Origin of the sequence: Arthrobacter sp. NPDC089319 (genome assembly GCF_040684925.1) — a bacterium.
GTDB lineage: Bacteria > Actinomycetota > Actinomycetes > Actinomycetales > Micrococcaceae > Crystallibacter.
On sequence record NZ_JBFBGZ010000007.1, the window covers coordinates 104,716 to 123,367 of the forward strand.

The 18,652-nt window shown below is 66.8% G+C and carries 20 protein-coding genes; 8 read left to right on the forward strand and 12 right to left on the reverse strand.

Annotated elements, in window-relative coordinates:
- Positions 1 to 160: 160 nt before the first annotated feature.
- Positions 161 to 463, forward strand: coding sequence for a DUF4193 domain-containing protein (locus AB0N75_RS11885; RefSeq protein ID WP_127515375.1), 303 nt, complete (start codon positions 161 to 163; stop codon positions 461 to 463).
- A gap of 114 nt (positions 464 to 577) precedes the next feature.
- Here AB0N75_RS11885 and AB0N75_RS11890 read toward each other — a convergent pair whose 3' ends face one another.
- Positions 578 to 1,084, reverse strand: coding sequence for a DUF3093 domain-containing protein (locus AB0N75_RS11890; RefSeq protein WP_364649794.1), 507 nt, complete (start codon positions 1,082 to 1,084; stop codon positions 578 to 580).
- Between the two features lie 190 nt (positions 1,085 to 1,274).
- On the opposite strand from AB0N75_RS11890, the gene dut reads away from it, so the two are divergent.
- From dut to AB0N75_RS11910, 4 genes are all read left to right on the forward strand, one after another.
- Positions 1,275 to 1,739 (forward strand): dUTP diphosphatase, encoded by a 465-nt coding sequence (dut, locus tag AB0N75_RS11895; RefSeq protein WP_364649797.1) that lies wholly within the window; start codon positions 1,275 to 1,277, stop codon positions 1,737 to 1,739.
- 125 nt (positions 1,740 to 1,864) lie between these two features.
- Positions 1,865 to 2,590, forward strand: coding sequence for a DUF3710 domain-containing protein (locus AB0N75_RS11900; RefSeq protein ID WP_364649800.1), 726 nt, complete (start codon positions 1,865 to 1,867; stop codon positions 2,588 to 2,590).
- A 37-nt stretch (positions 2,591 to 2,627) separates the two neighbouring features.
- Entirely contained in the window at positions 2,628 to 2,930 is a 303-nt protein-coding gene (locus AB0N75_RS11905) for a hypothetical protein (RefSeq protein ID WP_364649803.1), read from the forward strand.
- A 3-nt stretch (positions 2,931 to 2,933) separates the two neighbouring features.
- Positions 2,934 to 3,716 (forward strand): DUF3159 domain-containing protein, encoded by a 783-nt coding sequence (locus AB0N75_RS11910; RefSeq protein WP_364649806.1) that lies wholly within the window; start codon positions 2,934 to 2,936, stop codon positions 3,714 to 3,716.
- 1 nt (position 3,717) lies between these two features.
- Here the strand turns inward: AB0N75_RS11910 and AB0N75_RS11915 are convergent, their stop codons facing one another.
- Genes AB0N75_RS11915 through AB0N75_RS11930 form a run of 4 tightly spaced genes read right to left on the reverse strand, consistent with a single transcriptional unit; the run spans position 3,718 to position 6,385 of the window.
- Positions 3,718 to 4,392, reverse strand: a complete 675-nt coding sequence (locus tag AB0N75_RS11915) for a TrkA family potassium uptake protein (RefSeq protein ID WP_364649809.1) — start codon at positions 4,390 to 4,392, stop codon at positions 3,718 to 3,720.
- Positions 4,389 to 5,063 carry a TrkA family potassium uptake protein gene (locus tag AB0N75_RS11920; protein WP_364649812.1) on the reverse strand — a complete coding sequence of 225 codons (675 nt, stop codon included), beginning with the start codon at positions 5,061 to 5,063 and terminating at the stop codon, positions 4,389 to 4,391. The genes AB0N75_RS11915 and AB0N75_RS11920 overlap by 4 nt, the downstream gene beginning before the upstream one ends.
- Entirely contained in the window at positions 5,063 to 5,842 is a 780-nt protein-coding gene (locus AB0N75_RS11925) for a hypothetical protein (protein WP_364649815.1), read from the reverse strand. Before AB0N75_RS11925 ends, AB0N75_RS11920 begins: the two co-directional genes overlap by 1 nt.
- A gap of 3 nt (positions 5,843 to 5,845) precedes the next feature.
- The gene (locus AB0N75_RS11930; RefSeq protein ID WP_364649818.1) at positions 5,846 to 6,385 is read right to left on the reverse strand and encodes a hypothetical protein; all 540 of its coding nucleotides are present in this window, start codon (positions 6,383 to 6,385) and stop codon (positions 5,846 to 5,848) included.
- Positions 6,386 to 6,429: 44 nt separating this feature from the next.
- On the opposite strand from AB0N75_RS11930, the gene AB0N75_RS11935 reads away from it, so the two are divergent.
- A complete protein-coding gene (locus AB0N75_RS11935; RefSeq protein ID WP_364649821.1) occupies positions 6,430 to 6,858 on the forward strand; it encodes a LysR substrate-binding domain-containing protein in 429 nt (142 codons plus the stop codon).
- A gap of 29 nt (positions 6,859 to 6,887) precedes the next feature.
- Here AB0N75_RS11935 and AB0N75_RS11940 read toward each other — a convergent pair whose 3' ends face one another.
- The 7 genes from AB0N75_RS11940 to AB0N75_RS11970 all read right to left on the reverse strand — a co-directional run bounded on the left by AB0N75_RS11940 (position 6,888) and on the right by AB0N75_RS11970 (position 14,739).
- Positions 6,888 to 7,910: a DUF808 domain-containing protein gene (locus tag AB0N75_RS11940; protein WP_364649824.1), complete on the reverse strand. Its 1,023-nt coding sequence runs from the start codon at positions 7,908 to 7,910 to the stop codon at positions 6,888 to 6,890.
- Between the two features lie 134 nt (positions 7,911 to 8,044).
- The gene (locus tag AB0N75_RS11945) at positions 8,045 to 8,767 is read right to left on the reverse strand and encodes an SDR family NAD(P)-dependent oxidoreductase (protein ID WP_364649827.1); all 723 of its coding nucleotides are present in this window, start codon (positions 8,765 to 8,767) and stop codon (positions 8,045 to 8,047) included.
- A gap of 14 nt (positions 8,768 to 8,781) precedes the next feature.
- Positions 8,782 to 10,266 (reverse strand): FGGY-family carbohydrate kinase, encoded by a 1,485-nt coding sequence (locus tag AB0N75_RS11950; RefSeq protein WP_364650184.1) that lies wholly within the window; start codon positions 10,264 to 10,266, stop codon positions 8,782 to 8,784.
- A 20-nt stretch (positions 10,267 to 10,286) separates the two neighbouring features.
- Positions 10,287 to 11,543, reverse strand: coding sequence for a sugar ABC transporter permease (locus tag AB0N75_RS11955; RefSeq protein ID WP_364649830.1), 1,257 nt, complete (start codon positions 11,541 to 11,543; stop codon positions 10,287 to 10,289).
- Positions 11,540 to 12,505: an ATP-binding cassette domain-containing protein gene (locus AB0N75_RS11960; RefSeq protein ID WP_364649833.1), complete on the reverse strand. Its 966-nt coding sequence runs from the start codon at positions 12,503 to 12,505 to the stop codon at positions 11,540 to 11,542. Before AB0N75_RS11960 ends, AB0N75_RS11955 begins: the two co-directional genes overlap by 4 nt.
- 63 nt (positions 12,506 to 12,568) lie before the next feature.
- A complete protein-coding gene (locus AB0N75_RS11965; RefSeq protein ID WP_364649836.1) occupies positions 12,569 to 13,666 on the reverse strand; it encodes a sugar ABC transporter substrate-binding protein in 1,098 nt (365 codons plus the stop codon).
- 62 nt (positions 13,667 to 13,728) lie between these two features.
- Positions 13,729 to 14,739 carry an NAD(P)-dependent alcohol dehydrogenase gene (locus AB0N75_RS11970; protein WP_364649839.1) on the reverse strand — a complete coding sequence of 337 codons (1,011 nt, stop codon included), beginning with the start codon at positions 14,737 to 14,739 and terminating at the stop codon, positions 13,729 to 13,731.
- 376 nt (positions 14,740 to 15,115) lie between these two features.
- Between AB0N75_RS11970 and AB0N75_RS11975 the strand changes: the two genes are divergently transcribed.
- Positions 15,116 to 17,089, forward strand: coding sequence for an APC family permease (locus AB0N75_RS11975; protein ID WP_364649841.1), 1,974 nt, complete (start codon positions 15,116 to 15,118; stop codon positions 17,087 to 17,089).
- Positions 17,086 to 18,402: a TRAM domain-containing protein gene (locus AB0N75_RS11980; protein ID WP_364649844.1), complete on the forward strand. Its 1,317-nt coding sequence runs from the start codon at positions 17,086 to 17,088 to the stop codon at positions 18,400 to 18,402. Before AB0N75_RS11975 ends, AB0N75_RS11980 begins: the two co-directional genes overlap by 4 nt.
- The last annotated feature ends 250 nt before the right edge of the window (positions 18,403 to 18,652 follow it).

The following is an 18,652-nucleotide window of genomic DNA, read 5'->3' on the forward strand; positions in this document are numbered from 1 at the left end:
CACGCGAACGGTAAATAGGCAAGAATCTTCGCGTCACGGGCACAAATCCGACGGCGGATACGTTGACCTGTGAGCGGTACGTCAGGCGCGGGACACCAGTCCCGGGGCGGGGGGATCCTGCCGTGATGAACCGGGACTGGAAGGGAGTGAACGAACAACAATGGCCACTGACTACGATGCCCCTCGGAAGCCGGACGAAGAGACCAGCGAGGAGTCCATTGAGGAGCTGAAGTCGCACCGGCGGACCGATAAGCAGTCTTCCGTTGTCGACGAGGATGAGGCGGAGGCGGCGGAAGGATTCGAACTGCCCGGCGCCGACTTGTCCGGCGAGGAGTTGCTGGTGCGCGTGCTGCCGGCGCAGCAGGACGAATTCACCTGCGCTTCCTGTTTCCTGGTACGCCACCGGTCGCAGGTGGCCAAGGAGAAGGACGGGCTGCTCTACTGCACGGACTGTGAGGGATAGCTAGGCGCTGTGCAGGTCAGCTGCGCAGCGCCCGCTGACTTGCGTCAACCGCCAGCGCCCGTTGACTTGCGTCAACCGCGCCAGCGCCGCCGGCGCAGATGGCGAGCCGTCGGGCTAGTCCTTGTCCTGCGCCGGACCATTCAAGGCCGCGACCAGTTGCTGCGGACGGCGCGTCGAGGCAATCCAGTACGGTGTCAGGTCGGTTTCGTCGGTGATCTGGATGGTGACCACGGGATCAATCCAGCCGCGCATGCACATGTAAGCGGTGCCGTTCAGCTTGGGACCGCGCTGCTCGGTGGCGGCCTCGCCGGTGAATGCCTCCACCTGGCCAACATAGCGGCGCTCGATTTGGGCGCGGCCCACGTGCAGCATGGTGTCGGTGACCAAGATCCGCGGTGTGGATGCGATCAGCAGGACGGCCAGCAGGATGGCTGCGACGATGGCGCCGATGATGCCGGCGGCCATGCTGATCGGAGCTAGCATCACCACGACGGCGGCCGCGGTACCGGCAGCAATCAGCCAGACCCAGAAGTTGGGCCAGAGCCGTTCGTCATACTGTGGCGCGGAAGAAGGACCGCCGGCGGGACCGGAGCTGCCTGCAGGGGTCGCGGGTTGTGTCATGGACTCAGCTTTTCACCTTTTGGCAGCCATTTCATCTTGCCTCCGCCGCCGCTGTGGAACCAGCCCCGCCCGCGGGCGAGAGGGCTGAAAACGCGCTAGAGTGTTGTGCGGAATATCTCAGCGGGCGAGCCTTGTGGAATGCCGGAAAACAGCCCGCGAATTCGCCCCTCTCAAGGACAGACGATCACGAGTGCAGCAGACAATTGAAACACTGACCGTCCAGCTGAAAATGCTCGACGACGGACTTGAAGCGCCCTCTTACGCCCATCCGGGAGACGCCGGCGCAGACCTGCGGACCCGGATTGATTTCCGGATCGCTCCGGGCGAGCGGATCTTGGTGCCGACGGGCGTGGCGCTGGCGCTGCCGCATGGTTACGTTGCCCTGGTGCATCCTCGGTCCGGTCTGGCCACCAAGCACGGACTCACCATCGTCAACGCCCCTGGCACGGTTGACGCCGGGTATCGGGGCGAGATCGCGGTCACCCTGCTCAATACGGACGCGAGCGAGACGCTGACGTTCAAGCGGGGAGACAGGATCGCTCAACTGGTCATCCAGAAGGTGGAAACGGCTGCTTTCGAGCTAGTCGACGAGCTCCCCGACTCCGCTCGAGGCGCCGGCGGATTCGGGTCCACCGGAGGGTTCGGCGCACAGTAGAGACGCGGGCCCGTGTGGCGGCCCGGCCTGTCGGCACGGCAGCGGCCATCCTGCCGCAAGCGGCAGCAAGGCCGCGCAGACTTTAGAGCAACCCGGCACAACCGGAGGAAGAGGAAACTCAAGCTATGGCATTTGGGCGTTCCAAAAAGAAAAACCAGAACGACGGCGAAGATCTTGCCGCCGAGGCTGCCGTACTTGGTGAGGATGCCGCGCGGCAGGCGCCCGAGACGGGTCCGCGCCGCAACGGTCCCTTCGACGACTCCGAACAGCACGCCGGGACCGACTACCTGGATCTGGGCGCCCTGAAGATCCGTCCCCGGGAGGGCCTGCAACTGCGGCTTGAGATCGAGGAAAAGTCCCAGCGGGTGGTTGCCGTGACGCTGGACTTTGGCGGGTCGAATCTGCAGCTCCAGGCATTTGCCGCGCCCAAGTCCGAGGGGTTGTGGGATGAGATCCGCACCCAGATCGCCAGCTCCGTCGGGTCCCAGGGCGGCACCGTCCAGGAAGTCGACGGGCCGATGGGTACCGAAGTCGTGGCGAAGCTACCGGCGCAGAGTTCCGACGGCCAGAAGGGCTACCGGGTGGCCCGGTTCCTCGGCGTGGACGGACCGCGCTGGTTCCTGCGCGGCGTCATCGGCGGCCCGGCCGCCTTGGACCGGGCCAAAGCTGCCGACCTGGAAGAACTGTTCCGGGCCACGGTGGTGGTCCGCGGGACACAGCCGCTGCCGCCCAAGGACCTGCTGCAGCTGAAGATGCCGAAGGGTGCCGCCGAGCAGCAGCAGGCCGCCGAGGCCCAGCGACCCGGACTGTCCGCCCCGGAGCGGGGCCCGGAAATCACCGAGATCCGCTGACTTGCCTGAGCTTCCGTCCGGTTCCGGGGTCAGCCCCATGGCGCAACTGCCCCAGCGCGGCCATGTTGCCGGCAGCGGCCTGGTGGAGGCCATAACCATCGAGCCGCCCGGCCAGCCGCCGCGTTTTGCCGCCATCGTGACCGACGCAGGCCAGCAGCAGCCCGGAAAATCCCGGGACGGCGGGCACCCGCGGGTCAGGCTGGTCTGGCTGGGACAGCACCGGGTACCCGGAATCGTGGCCGGTATCCGGCTCTCCTTCGAGGGCATGTTGTTCCGCGTGGATGGGTTGGCCACAATCTACAACCCGCGTTACGAGATCCTCAGTCCGTTGGAGAATTGACCTATGACAGATCAGCAGCCGGACTCCGGCCAGCACAGCGGGCGCCCGAACGACGCCGGGCAGCAGCCTGCGGCCAGCCCCTCCCACGGCGAAGAGCCGGCCAAGGAGAGGCCGGACGCTGCCGAAGCCCTCGCCAGCAGCTACGCCGCGCGCGCCGGGGTCCAACGGAGCGCCGATGGACAGATCGACGTCTTGAAGACAGTGGGCGGTGTCCGCGGGCTGGCCGAAAGCATCCTGCCCGGCGTGATCTTCCTGGTGGTCTTCACCATCGGCCAGGAGTTAGGCCCCGCCCTGATTGGGGCACTGGCGGCCGCGGCCATCTTCACCGTGCTGCGTCTGGTTCAGCGCGGCACCGTCACGCAGGCATTCTCGGGCCTGGTGGGGGTTGCCATCTGTGCCTTTGTCGCCAACACCACGGGCCGTGCCGAGGACTTCTACGTCTGGGGCTTCTTCACCAATGCGGCCTACATTCTGGCCATGCTGATAACTATTGCGGTCAAATGGCCGGCGCTGGGACTCATCTTCGGGCTGATCCGCAACGAGGGGACCGCATGGCGCAAGCAGCCGCAGCGGCTCAAGGCCTACACCATCGCCACGTGGATCCTCACGGCGGTGCTGATCCTGCGGCTCGCGGTGCAGGTTCCGCTCTACCTGATGGGCGATGACGGGCTGGTGGCGCTGGGCACCACCCGCCTGCTGATGGGCGTCCCGCTGTACGCACTGGGACTGTGGCTGGCCTGGCTGGTTTCCCGCCTGGCAGCGGTGGAGGCGAGCCGGGCAGACTGAGTCAGTCTCCGTCGGCTGGCCGGCCGGTCAACACCGCCCTCAGGTCGTCCTCCGCGGCGATGGTGGTGATGAAGAACAGCTCGTCGCTGGCCTCGACCACGTCGTCAGGGCTTGGCGTAATCGGAATGTCGTCGCGCAGGATCGCCACCACCGTGGCATCCTGCGGCCAGTCGATGGACCCAAGCCTGCGTCCGATCAACTCCGAATCGGTGGGGACAGTGAACTCGACCATCGAAGCGATGCCGGTCTGAAGCGTCAACAGGCGGACCAAGTCACCAATTTCCACTGCTTCTTCAACCAGCGCCGTCATCAGGCGCGGGGTGTTTACGGCCACGTCCACGCCCCAGGAATCGTCGAACATCCAGTCGTTTTTCGGATTGTTCACCCGTCCCACCGTGCGGCCCACGCCGAACTCGCTCTTGGCCAGCAGCGAGACCACCAGGTTCACCTTGTCGTCGCCGGTGGCCGAGACCACCACGTCGGCATCCTCGAGCCGGGCTTCGCGCAGCGTGGTGATTTCGCAGGCGTCGCCGATCAGCCAGCGTGCCCCCTTCAGTCCGCTGCGGCCGATCACCTCGGGCTTCGGATCAATCAGCAGGATCTCGTGGTTGTTCGAGAGCAACTCGCGCGCAATAGACGATCCAACGCTGCCTGCGCCGGCAATCACCACTCTCATTCCGACTCCTCCACCGGGGGCTTGGACAGGATCCGGTCGATCTCGAACGTTGAATCCACGCTCATCATGGCGTGCACGATGTCGCCCTTCTGGTATCGGGTGCCCGGGCCGGGCAGGATTCCCTCGCCAAAACGCGTCAGGTAGGCCACTCGGGCGCCGGAGGCCGCCTCGATCTCGGCCAGCTCCCGGCCCACCCAGCCGTCGTCCAGTTGCACTTCGCCCAAGATAAGTCGCCCGGATGCTTCGCGGAAGTCGCCCTTGATGCTCTGCTCGGGCAGGATCCGCCGCAGCACTTGGTCAGCGCTCCAGCGCACCGCGGCCACCGTGGGGATGCCTAGCCGCTGGTAGATTTCCGCGCGGCCGGGATCGTAGATCCGCGCCACGACGTGCGGCACGTGGAAGGTCTCGCGCGCCACGCGGGTGGCCAGGATGTTGGAGTTGTCGCCGCTGGAGACGGCGGCAAAAGCATAGGCGTTCTCGATGTCGGCTTGGCGCAAGGTGTCCCGGTCGAAGCCAACACCCGTCACTTTCCGTCCGGTAAAACCCGAACGTAGGCGGCGGAAGGCCCGATCGTCCTGGTCGATAATGGCTACGCTGTGCCCGGAATCAACCAGGGTGTGGGCCAGCGTGACGCCCACGCGTCCGCAACCCATGATCACAAAATGCGCCATCAACATCCTTCCGGCACCGGCCTGATACAGCGGGATACAAATCTACTGCAACCATAACGCCGAACCGGCCGCATCCCCGCCATCACAAAGCCGCGGCACTGACGGCGGTCCGCCTTGCACCCTCGGCCCGGGAAGCATCCAGCCGCGATGCCGATCTGATGAGCTTCGAGGGGCGAAAGATGCCAGTATGCCTGCCGTGGAGGGGCCGACGGCGCGGCCCCTCCACGGGGTTCTATTCGGTGCCGGCCGCGGCAGCCTGGGTTAGACGGACGGTGCTCAAACGGCCTCTTGCCGGCTGCAACGCGGAGGGCCAGATGCCCTGGCGGCCAGGGGAGAGGATCCTTGGGGTCCAAGGCGTTCTTGATCCGCTCGTTCAGCCGCTTGGCAGCATGGTTGTTGAAGTCGAACTGCTCGGCGATGAGGTCCATGAATTCGAGGTGCCCACGGTACTCGCCATAGCCCAGCGCCGCGGTTTCCTTGATCATCTCCGCGGTCATCTGGAAGGTGCTGTCCACGCCGTCAGCGTCCCCCGCGTTGAACAACACCAGCGCAAGCAGCTGCATGCTGCGGGCGGTGAGGGCGAACGCGGCTCCGTAGTCCAGGCCCGCGTGCTCGCAGTGCCTGTCCAGCAGACGGTGTAGGGTTCGTCCGTCATCTCCGGTGAGCGGGGAGATCGGGGCGAACGCCACGTGACCGGGCTGTTCATAGCCGTACCAGTCGAGCATCTTGAGCAGGTTCATATTGGGGATGCCGGCCATGGCATGGTCGGCGGGGAACACGTCCTAGGCGCGTGCATCGCCGGGGTATTCGCGGGCAACAAGGCGGGCGCCGGGGATGTGGGCTATGGCCTGTTCGATCAGGCGCTGCTGGACGTCCATCAGTCCTGGCGTCCCGTACAGGCCGATGCGGGCGTTCCAGTTTCCAAGTCCAAAGCGCTCCCGCATCGCGGCGCGGATTTCGTCGTCGATGGGCTGGGTGCTGTCGTGCCAGTCGGATTTCCGGCTTTGGGCCGTCACGATCGACGTTAAGTTCATGATGATCGCGCGGTTGGCGATGGTGCGGTCCATCAGCAGCGACCGGATGGCGTCGATCAGCTGGTAACAGCTCTCGTCGGTCTCGCAGTGTATCCACACCGCGCGCCAAGCCTCGGGACGGGGCATAAGCCACAGGCCCATCTTCGTCACGATGCCGAAGTTGGACTGCATGAACATCTGGTCCAGACGCGGACCAAAGCCGGGGGAATGGGTGTGGAAGTTTCGGCTGTTGGACTGGGCACCCATCCCGGTCCGCACCAGGTCGCCGTCGGGCAGGACGAGTGTCAATCATGTACGACTATGACCTGCCAGCTGGCCTCGACCATGTGGTCGTGAACGAACCCAAACCGCACATCCTCGTTGCCAAGAACCACCCTCTGGCATCCCGGCAGGATGTTTCTTTGCGCGAGGTCGCGGAAGAACCTTTCATCATGATCAAGACCCTTCCGGCCCGACCGCTGATCATGCAGGTATTCGCGGCCGCCGGCGTGACGCCCCATGTCCGCTTCAACTCCGGAAACTTCGACCACATCCGGTCCCTCGTCCAGCAAGAAATGGGGTACTCGATGGTGTCCCAGACAATTGGTGCCACTCCCGCGCACTGGACAGACGACGTCGTAGCCGTCCCTGTGAACGATCCGGTCCCGCCCGCCTACGTTGTTATTGCCAGCGTGGACCAAGCCCGCCTGACCCGGCGCGCTCAGGCCTTCCGCGAATTCTGCCTACGCCGGTACCAGAACGGCAACCAGCCCGAGGCGTGAAACGTCCTTGGCGGCCAGCCGTTCGCAGTCTAGGCGGTGGGGTCGGCGTCGCGTTCCGGCGGCTGATGGCCGGCGACGGCGGCGCGGGCGTCGCCCTCTTCGTGCCCGGCCTTCTTCTTGCCGAACGGCAGCACTTTCAGCAGCGGGTGCAGGATGGCCATGATGACGAGACCCCAGGCGAGTCCGAGGACGGCCGAGCACAGAGTGTTCACGAGCCAGGCTAGGAGGCCCCCGACCATGGCGATGCCGGCGAACGGGGTCTCGAGGACGTGGACCAGGTCATAGGGGGCGTGCCAGCCGAGGTCGTGCGCACCCTGGAGCATAATGTGGCCACCGACCCAGAGCATGGCGATGGTCCCGACGAAGGTGATGGCAGCCAGCACGGCGGGCATGCCCTTGACAAGCAGTCCGCCGAAGCGCTGCGAGCCCGCGGAGTCCTTGGTGGTCAGGTGCAGGCCGATGTCGTCCATCTTGACGATGAGTGCGACGGCGCCGTACACGAGCACCGTGATGGCGATCGCCACCACCACCAGGATGAGCGCGCGGACCCACAGGGACTGGTCGGCCACCTCGTTCATCGAGATGACCATGATCTCGCAGGACAGGATGAAGTCGGTGGTGATGGCGCCCTTGGTGACCTTGGCCTCGGCCGCCGGGCCGCGTTCGACCGCCGGCGCCTTTTCGGCTGAGTGGTCGCCGCGGAGCTTGTGCCAGACCTTCTCGGCACCCTCATAGCAGAGATAGGTTCCGCCCAGCATGAGAATGAACGGGATGACAGCCGGGATGAAGGCGCTGATGAGCAGCAGCGCCGGCAGGATGAACAACAGCTTGTTCCGGAGCGAGCCCCAGAAGATCCGCTTGATCATCGGCAGTTCGCGGGACGGGTCCGCCCCGGATACGTACTGCGGGGTGACGGCGGCGTCGTCGATCACCACGCCGGCGGCCTTGGTGCCGGCTTTGGCGGCCCCGGCCGCGACGTCGTCCAGCGAGGCGGCCGCTATCCGGGCTAGAGCTGCGACGTCGTCGAGCAGCGCAACCAGACCGCCGCTCACCGATTGCCTCCGCACTGCTCGGCGGCGGGCTGGGCGTAAAGGCAATGGTTGCGGCGCGTGATCGGCATACTCCAAAGTCTACGGGGGCGGAGGGCCCGCTGCCTGGTGTGGCCGCTATCTGACAGGGACGCGCGTCAGAGCGCCGTGCCCGTTTCCTCTGCGAGCGCTTGGATGAGTTGGTCTTGGAAAGCGTGGTCTTGGACCGCGCCGTGTGGTTGCTGCCGCTGCCGGTGGTACCAGTACCCGCCGCTGCCGAGTGCCTCCGGTTGATCGCTGGTTGCAAGCCATTCCTGGGTCTGGTGGCCGAGCTCCAGATCGTCGGGAGCGCCGCGTCCGCCCATCTTGGTCGGGACCCAGCCGGGGTCCACGGCGTTGCTGAGCAGTTCGGGGCGCAGGCGGGCGAGCGCGGCCGCCAGCGTGGTGACAAACAGCTTGCTGTCCGAGTAAGAGCCCGGTATCCGGCCCTGCCAGTCGACCCCGGCCAGCGATGGGTGCCCTGCGAAGTGCGAACCGCTGCTCACATACACGTGTCGCTTCGGTCCGTCGAGAAGCGCCGTGAGGAGGTAGGGAGCGATGATGTTCACCGGCATCACCGCCCGTCCGCTCCAGACGCCGGCGTTGTGGATGACCGCGTCGAGCGGGTCCCGGTCGTTCAGTTCCGCTGCTATGCCGCGGACGGCCTCGCGCTCGCGGAAATCGCCCACCACCATGTCCGCGCCGCGGTCGACCAGTGGGTCCAGGACCGGCGCCCGGTCCCGGTCTCGGGCGTGCACGACGACGTTGTGCCCGGCGGAGAGCAAGGCATCAGCTGCGGCCCGGCCGAGGCCGTCGGCCGAACCGGTGACCAGGATTCTCATGCTCTGGGTGCCCCTTACTCGTCCGCCGGCTCCTGCAGGGCGGCGAGCACGTGCATGTGCTCACGGTTCGACGGGTACAGGCGCCCGTAGGTGGCGTAGAGCTTTTCGTAGAGCACGGCGGTGGCCGGATCGGGCTTTACTGTCGTCGCCGTCCGGGCCCAGTCGGTTGCGGCGGGCACGGCCCCGGTTCCGATGGCGGCGAGCAGGGCGTCCCCATAGCTGGCACCGATGGTCTGTTCCGGAACCAGTTGATCGCGTCCGGTGATGTTGCTGACGATCTCTGTCCACAGCCTGGCCTTGGTGCCGCCGCCGACGGCTGCAACCCGCCGGATTGATTCGCCGGAGTTCTCCAGGTACTCGAGGATCTGCCGGATGCCGAAGCCGATGCCCTCGTACGCGGCACGGAACAGATGGCCGCGGCCGTGGCGCAGCGACAGCCCGGTGATCAGTCCGCGGGCGTCGGGATCGAAGACCGGCGTCCGTTCGCCGGCAAAGTAGGGCAGCAGCAGCAGCCCGTCGGATCCCGGGGGAGTAGCGGCGGCCTCGGCCACCAACTGCTCGAAGGGGACATCGCCGAACAGTCGCTGCAGCCAGGTGGTCAGGCTGCCGGACGTGGACATCCCCGCGGCCAGCGTCAGCGATCCCGGGTCCACCCCGGCCGTGGTCCAGAGCTTGGGTTCGGCCCGGAACTCCCCGAGGACCTGGACGAAGAACATGGTGGAGCCGTACATCAGCATCAGGTCACCCGGCTGCCGGACGCCGGCGCTGAACGCCTCGGCCCAGGCGTCCACGGTACCTGCGCAGACCGGCACGCCTTCCGGCAGCCCGGTTGCCTCGGCCGCGTGGCGATGGATGCGGCCGCACACTTCGGCCGGCCACGCCAGCAGGGGCTGCGGCAGGTGGGCAGCGACGGCGTTGTACCGTTCCGGATGCCACCGGTTGCCACGGAGGTCGTAGAGCGGATCGCATTGGCTGGCAGTGTGGTGGTCCACCACCAGCTCGCCAGTCAGCTTGGCCAGGAGGAAGGAGTTCAGGCTGTGCCAGTTCCGGGCGCGGGCAAAGACCTTCGGTTCCCGGTTGCGCAGCCAGCGGAGCTTCGGTCCCACGGCCTGGGACGAGAGTACCTTCCCTGAATCGCGAAAGATCGCCTCGGCGCCGAACTCCTCGGTGAGCTCGCGGATCTCGACGACGGCGCGCGCGTCGATTCCGTAGAGGATCGCCGGACGCAGCGGGGTCAGGTTCTCATCCGTGACGACCAGGCAGGGACCCATCGCGCTGACGCACACGCCGGCGAGCGCACCGGCGTCGTTCCGGGAGAAAAGCTCCCGGCAGAGCCGGACCACCTCCGCCCATGCCCCGCTCTCGGCGTCGAACTCCGCCCATCCCGGCCGCGGGTAGGAAACGTCGTGCATCACCGTTGCGCTGTCCAGGACCGTGCCCTTGGCGTCCGTCAGCACCGCCTTGCTGCTGCCGGTGCCGATATCGACGCCGAGGAACATATCGCTCAAACGGCCTGCCACTAGGCGCGGCCGTGCGAGGTGCGGGACTTGCGCGATACGGCGTCGAGGATCACGGCCAGCAGCAGCACCAGGCCGGTGATCATGTAACGGAACGACGACTCAAGGTTAAGCAGTGTCAGGCCGCTGGAGATGGACTGGATGACCAGGATGCCCAGGAGCGCGGAGAACGCCGAACCGCGGCCGCCGAACAGGCTGGTCCCGCCAATCACCGCGGCGGCGATGGCGTTCAGGTTCACGTCGCCGGTGCCGCTGCTCTGCGCCGAAGCGGCCAGCCGGCCGGCGGCCAGCATGCCGCCGACGGCCGCGAACGTCGAGCACAGGACGAAGATGGACACGTAGATGCGGTTAACGCTGATGCCGGCCCGCCGCGCCGCTTCCCGGTTGCCGCCGACGGCGTAGACGGAGCGCCCCCACTGGGTCCGGGTGAAGGCGTAGTGCATGACCAGGACCAGGGCGGCGAAGAAAACGAACATCCAGCCGACCCCGCGGGCCTGGTTCAGGTACCACACCGCGAAAATCAGGACCACGGCCAGCACGACCGTCTGTACCAGAACCAGACGCATCGGCCGCCCGGACAGACCGGCCTTGACCCGCTGGCGGGAGAGCGTGAGCTGGCTGAAGAAGAAGCCGAGCACGCCGAGGATGGCCAGCACGTAGGACAGCCAGACCGGCACGAACGCCGTCTGGCCAAACCAGACCAGGAAGGAATCGAACGGCAGGTTAATGGTGCCCTCGACCCCGAGCACCCACAGTTGCAGGCCGAGGAAGCCGAGCAGGCCGGCCAGCGTGATCACGAAGGACGGCACCCCGAACTTGGTGTACACCAGCGAATAGACCAGCCCGATGACGGCGCCGGCCGCCAGCGCAGTCAGGACCGCCAGCCAGATCGGCCAGTCCAGCTTGATGAAGGTGACGCCCACGATCGCCGCCGACAGGCCGCTGACCGAGCCCACGGACAGGTCGATCTCGCCGACCAGCAGGACGCAGACGATACCCAGCGCAATGACGCCGACGGCGGCGCTTTCCAGCAGCAGGTTGACCAGGTTGGCGCTGGAGAGGAAGAACGGGTTGAGGGCCTGGAAAATGGTCCAAATGATCAGCAGTCCCACGATGATGGGCAGCACACCCAGATCGCCGCCGCGGACCCGGTTGACCCCGACCTTGACGGCGCCCTTGAAGCCCTCGGTCCGGATCAGCCGTTCATCCTGCAGGTCGGTGGCCATCGGGGCGACTGGGGTGGCTGGATTCGTTGTCATGGTACGGTCCCTTCTTCCGGTTCTGCCCCGGATCCCGGTTGCCCCGTGCTTCCGGCCGCCTGACCGGGCGGCAGCGAGCCGCCACCTGGCCCGTTTAGCCCGCCCGGCCCGCCGGGTTCGGCCGACCCGTCATCCTCGGTTGCCGGTCCTCCCGCGCTCGCCGAGGCCGCGGCACCGGTTTGTGCGGCGCGCTGGGTCACCACGTTGTCGGTGGCGCCGGTGATGGCGGCGATCAGGTCGTCGGTTGAGACGTCCTTCATCCGGAACGTGCCGTTGTTCTTCCCCAACCGCAGCACCGCAACACGGTCGGCGACGGCTTGGACGTCCTGCATGTTGTGGCTGATCATGATCACCGCGAGGCCGTTTTCGCGCAGCCGCTCCACCAGGTTCAGCACCTCGGCCGTCTGCGCCACGCCGAGGGCGGCCGTGGGCTCGTCGAGGATGATGAGCTTGGGGCTGCCCAGCAGCGACCGGGCGATGGCAACGGTCTGCCGCTGGCCGCCGGAGAGGGAGGCGACGGCGATGCGGACGGAGGGGATCTTTGCCGACAGCTGCCGCAGCAGCTTCCAGGACTGGACCTCCATCTCCACTTCGTTCAGCCGCCAAGGCCCCAGCTCGCGGCCGAGGAAAAGGTTGTCGACGACGGTGAGGTTGTCGCAGAGGGCGAGGTCCTGGAAGACCGTGGCGATGCCCAGCGCAATGGAATCGACCGGCGTATGGATGGTCACGTCCTTACCGTCAAAGTTCACGGTGCCGGTGTCCTGCGGATGCACGCCCGCGAGGATCTTGACCAAGGTGGACTTCCCGGCGCCGTTGTCGCCGACCAAGGCAACAACTTCGCCGGCATGGACGTCCAAGGCGATGTCCGACAAGGCTGCAACGGCACCGAAATGCTTGCTCACGCCTCGCATGGACAGCACCGGAGCGGCTGCCTCCGTCCGTTCCGCTGACACAGTGGACACTGCCTTCCCCTTTCCTTACGACGGCGGCGCTGCCGGGTCGCGGCACCGCCGTCGGCCGCTGAGCTACTTGATGCCGAGGTCGTCGCAGCCCTTCTTGTATTCACCGGTGCAGACTTCTTCAGGCTTGTAGATGCCGCCGTCGAAAATCACTTCCTTGACGTTGTCCTTCGTGACCACCGTCGGCACGAACAGCGCCGCGGGAGTTTCGAAGAGCGTCGCGTCGGGTTCCGGGGTCTCGCCGTTGAGCAGCTGGACGGCCACCTCGGCAGACTTTTCGGCAACGATCTTGATGGGCTTGGAGATCGTGTTGTACTGGTCGCCGCTGATGATCCGCTGGATCGCGGCGACCTCGGCGTCGTTGCCGGTGACCGGGGGCATGGGCGTCACACCGGCGGCCTTCAGGGCGGCGATCGAACCGCCGGCGGTGCCGTCATTGGCGGCCACAATGCCGGTGATTTCCTCACCGAACTGGGTGATCTGGCCGGCGACCCAGTCCTGGGCTTTCGACGGCTGCCACTCCGGGGTGTCATAGGAGGCCAGCACCTTGTGGTCGCTGGCATCGACGGCTTCCTTCGCGCCTTCCTTGATCAGCTGCGCGGCCCGGTCGGTGGGGGAGCCGTTGACCATCAGCACGCCGCCGGTCTTGTCGCCCTCGGAATCGAGTTTTTCGACCAGGTCCGTGGCAATGAGGTTGCCGATCTTCTTGTTGTCGAAGGAGACGTAGAAGTCTGCCGGGGTGTCCGGGACCGGCCGGTCGTAGGTGACCACCTTGATGCCCTGGCCCTTTGCGGTGCTGACCAGCGAGGCGGCGGCGGTGCTGTCCACCGCGTCCAGGACCAGCACCTTGACGCCCTGGGTGATCATGGCGTTGGCCTGCTGCTGTTGCTTGTTCGCGTCGCCGTCGGCGTTCTGGTAGAGCACTTCACAGCCGGGGCACAGTTCCATGACCTTGGCCTTGAACAACGGGCTGTCCTGCTGCTCGTAGCGGGTCGAGGCCCGATCCGGCATCAGGAACGCAATCTTGCCCTCGGCCTGGCCGCCTCCGCTGCCTCCGCTTGCTCCGCCGCCGCCGCCGCCTCCGCCGCCTCCGCAAGCGGTCATGCCGGCTGCCAGAAAGAGGGCAGTGGTGAGGCCCAGGATTCCTTGTGTGTACTTCTTCATCGGAACTCCTCTGTACTGGTGGTGTGCCGCATTGCCATTCTTTGCGTTTCGGGCAGCCGCGGTCAGAGTCGCTGGGGGTAGATCATTGCCTTGAGCGATTCGGGTTCGGTGGAAGTGTTTTCCAGTGCGGCCGCGGTCTGCGGCAGCGAAAAGCTGTGCGTCACCAGTCCCTCAAGGTTGATCCGGCCGGAGGAGACCAAGGCGATGCCCAACGGCCAGGTGTCCTTGTACCGGTTCACCATCGAGATGGTGATCTCTTTCCAGTTGAGCGTGGACAGCGGCAGCGGCACTTCTTCGGTTTTGGCCAACCCGATGACGGCGGCCCGCCCTGCCTCCTGCAACCGGCCGAGCCCGGAGGCGAGGACGCCGGGGGCGCCGGAACATTCCAGCAGCACATCAAAGGTCCGCGAGGTCGGTGCATCGCTTTTCTCCACGGCAAATCCGTGGTCGCGGGCGACGCCGAGCCGGTAGTCGGAAATGTCCGTGAGCGTGACGCTCCCGGCACCGAGGGCCCGGGCCGCTTCGGCGGCCAGCAGGCCAACCGGCCCGGCACCGGTGATCAGCACGTCGTCGCCGGCCTGAAGGTTCGCCCGCTGGCAACCCCATAGCCCCACGGACAGCGGCTCGAGCAGTGCACCGTCCTCGTAGCTCATCGAATCCGGTATCGGGAAGTAGCAGCGGGCGTCCATGGCCAGGTACTGCAGCAGCGCGCCGTCGTAGGGCGGGGTGGCCAGGAACTCCAGGTTGGGACACAGATGGTAGCGGCCCGCCCGGCATTCTTCGCAGCTGCGGTCCGGTGTGCCCGGCTCGACGGCCACCCGGTCTCCGACGTGGACGTTGTCCACCGCTTCGCCGACGGCGACCACTTCGCCGGAGACTTCGTGGCCCAGGATGAACGGGCCGTCAACCACGAAAGGGCCGATCTTCCCGTAGCGGTAATAGGCGACGTCCGAGCCGCAGACCCCCACCGCTTCCACCCGGATCACGGCCTGGCCCGGGCCGGGCTCGGGCATCGGGCGCTCCTGAATCTCGATGCTGTTCAGGCCGGTCATCACGGCGGCTGCGTTGCCCATCAAGACTCCTTTTCAACCAGTCCGGCGTCGAACGACCCCGGACGCTGGTGTGAGTCAGCGCACATTGACACGCACATGCTAACCCCGGCGGAGGTGCCGTGGCTATGAAATGGAAGGCGGAGTTTCTCCAGCCTCGTCAGATTCCGGCCGGGCAGGTTCAAGCGGGGAGGTTGGCCAGCTTCCGCGCCCAAGGGTGGCCGGCTCCGGTGCTCCAGCAGCCTGCCGTCGCCGGGGGCGTTCCGATGTCTGATTCTCGGGGCGCCGGGACACCGGACCGGCGGTCTGTCCCGCCGCGACAGCTGGCGTCGATTAGCTGGCATAGACTCGGAGCCGTGAAGAATTGGCTCATGTTATTGCCTGTCGCATCGAGCGAAGCGTGCTGACATTTTTCGACGCCCTCAAGCGGGTGTTGGTGGGCAAGCCATTCCGCACCGAGCGGCTGAAGCAGGAAGCGCTGCCGCGCCGGTTCGCGGTGCCGGTCTTCTCCGCGAATGCGCTCTCCTCGGTGGCCTATGCCCCGGACGAAATCCTGCTCACGCTGGCCTTGGCCGGAGTAGCCGCCATCGCGATCGCCCCGTGGGTGGGCCTGGCCGTCATGGTGGTGCTGCTGGTGCTGGTGGCCTCCTACCGCCAGAGCATCCATGCGTACCCGGTGGGCGGCGACTATGAGATAGCCACAAAGAACCTGGGCAGATCAGCGGGCATCACCGTGGGCTCCGCCCTGATGCTGGACTATGTGCTCACCGTGGCAGTGTCTATGTCCTCCGCGGCCCACTATCTGGTGTCCGCCTTCCCGGCGCTGAACGGTTGGCAGCCCGGGGCGGCCGTGGCCGGCATCGCGGTGCTGGCCCTGCTGCATCTGCGTGGCTTGGCCCGCGGGCGGCGGGCCGTGGCGATTGCCACCTATGTCTTTGTGGGCACCGTGCTGCTGATGTGCCTGGTGGGGTTTGTCCGCGACCTCACCGGAAGTCTCGGTGAGGCACCCAGCGCCGCGTTCGACGTCGTACCGGAACCCGGCATGGAGGCCGGCCTGATGGGTTTGGCCGGCGCACTGCTGGTGCTGCGCGCGTTTTCCACCGGTGCCGCCGCGCTGACGGGTGTGGAGACGCCGGCCAGCAACGTGCCCGCCTTCGAGAAACCGCGGGCCAAGAATGCCGGTTTTGCGCTGCTGATGCTGGGCATCTCCGCGACGGTGATCACCATGGCGGTGATGTACCTGGCCCGCGCCACGCAGGTACGGGTGGTGCAGGTTCCCGCCGAGCAGCTGCGCTTGAACGGGGAGCCACTGCCGGCCGGCTACTTCCAGTCCCCGGTGCTGAGCCAATTGGCGGAAACGGTCTTCGGCGGCGGTGCCTTGCTTTTTTACCTGATGGTGGCGGCCACAGCGGCCATCCTGGTGTTGGCCAGCCACTCGGCGTTCAACGCCTTCCCGCAGTTGGCCTCGATCCTCGCCACCGACGGCTTCCTGCCCCGCCAGCTGCGCACCCGCGGCGACCGGCTCAGCTACAGCAACGGCGTGCTGGCGTTGGCGGCCGCGGCCGTGGTGCTGGTGCTGATCTTCAACGCGGACGTTACCCGGCTGATCCCGCTCTACGTGATTGGCGTCATCGTTTCCTTCACCTGCAGCCAGCTGGGCATGATCCGGCACTGGTCGCTCGAAATCCGGGCCACGCCGCACCGGCCGGTGCGCCGCCGCATGGTGCGTTCCCGAATGATCAACCTGGTGGGCTTCATCCTGACCGTCACGGTGCTGGTGGTGGTGCTGGTCAGCAAGTTCATTTTCGGGGCCTGGCTGGCCGTGCTGGGCATCGTGGTGCTCTGGCTAATCATGCACAGCATTAACCGCCACTACGTCCAGGTGGCCCGCGAGCTCGCAGTCGACCCAGACCAGCCGACCACCGCGCTGCCGTCGCGGGTGCACGCCGTGATTCTGGTCTCGCATGTGCGCAAGCCGGTGCTCCGGGCGCTCGCCTTCGCCCGGGCGTCGCGGCCGTCGCGGCTCGATGCGGTGGTGGTGGATCTGGACCCTGAGCAGACCGAGCGAACCGTGAGCGACTGGGAGAAACTCAACATCCCGGTGCCGATCACGGTGCTGGCCTCCCCGTACCGTGAGACCACCACGCCGATCATCGACTACATCAAAAGCATCCGCAGGGATTCCCCGCGCGAACTGGTGGTGGTCTACATCCCGGAGTACGTCGTGGGACGCTGGTGGGAACAGCTAGTGCACAACCAGACCGCGCTGAGGATCAAGACCCGCCTGCACTTTGAGCCGGGGGTCATGGTGGCCAGTGTGCCGTGGCAGCTGGCATCCTCCGATTCCGCCCGCCGATACCAGGAGCTTCCATGACCAAACCCGCGCCGCAGTTGATCGAACTGACCATCGGTGCGCCCGCGCACGGAGGGCACTTCGTCGCCCGGCACGAGGGCCGCGTGGTTTTCGTCCGGCACGCGCTTCCGGGTGAACGCGTGCTCGCACGGGTGACCGACGGCGGAGCGGACGCAGGCTTCTGGCGCGCGGACACGGTGGAGGTGCTGGAGGCGTCCGCCGACCGGGTGGCGCATCCGTGGGCGCCGGCCGATGCGCTTGCTGCCGCGAAGGCCGGACGGCAGCCGGTAGGCGGCGCCGAATTCGGCCACATTGCGCTGGCCGCGCAGCGCCGGCTGAAAGGCACGATTTTCGCGGAACAGCTGCAGCGGCTGGCCAAGCTGGACCGCGAGGTGACCGTGGAAGCTCCGGAGGGGGAGTACGACGACGGCCTCGGCTGGCGCACGCGGGCCGCCTTTGGCGTGGGGCCGGACGGGCGCCTGGCCATGCATGCGCACCGGTCCGACGAACTGATTCCGGTCCAGGACATGCCGCTGGCCGTGGATGCCATCAATGACCTGCGGCTGTGGGACCTGGACCTGAGCGGGCTGGAGCGGGTGGAAGTGGCGGCCCCGGCCGATGGTGGCACCCCGCTGGCGCTGCTGGTGCCAGCCGCCGGGGCCACGCCGAGGCGGCTGGCGAAGATCGCCGAGCGGATCGAGCCCGGGGTATCGGTGGCGGCCTGGGAGCCGGAGCCGGGCCGGCTCACCCGGCTGCGGGGACGTACCTGGGTGGCCGAAACCAACGGTGCCCACCAGTACCGGGTGACCGGCGAAGGCTTCTGGCAGATCCACCGGCTGGCACCGGCCACCCTCTCGTCGGCCGTGATGGACGGCGTGGCGCCGCGGGCGGGGGAGCGGGTGGCAGATCTGTACGCCGGGGCCGGACTGTTCACGGCGCCGCTGGCCGAGGCCGTCGGTGTCACGGGCAACGTGCTCTCCGTGGAGGGCTCGCCGGCGGCCAGCAAGGATGCGCGGAAAAATCTGCACGGCTTCGGTCAGATCGAGATTGTCCAAGGCAAGGTGGAGCGGGTGCTGCGCTCGCAGGCCCAGGTGCTGGACGCCGTCGTACTTGATCCGCCCCGCGCCGGCGCCGGCAAGGCGGTGGTGCAGGCAGTGGCCTCCCGGAATCCCCGTGTGGTCGGCTACGTCGCGTGCGATCCGGCGTCCTTCGCCCGCGACCTTGGCTACTTCCTGCAGCTGGGTTGGAACCTCGATTCGCTGCGGGTCTTCGACCTGTACCCGCACACGCACCACATGGAGTCGTTCGCCGTGCTCACGCCCGGCGACAACTGACCCCTGCCGGCCGGTGCCTGACGGAGCCGAACCGCCGATTAGGGGTGTGAGCCAGGCCTCAGGTGGCGTTCCGCTGCCCGCCAACCGGCTAGCAGCTAGGATGGACGCAGCGGTTCCGGGCGAAGCATCCTGCCTCTGTCCTGTCGATTCTGCGGGCTTCGGCGTGCAAGCGGCCCAGAGGCCGAACCCGCAGCGGTCCCTTCACACTTAGGGATGCCTAACTAGCGGGTGGTTGCTGCCCGGACAAAGA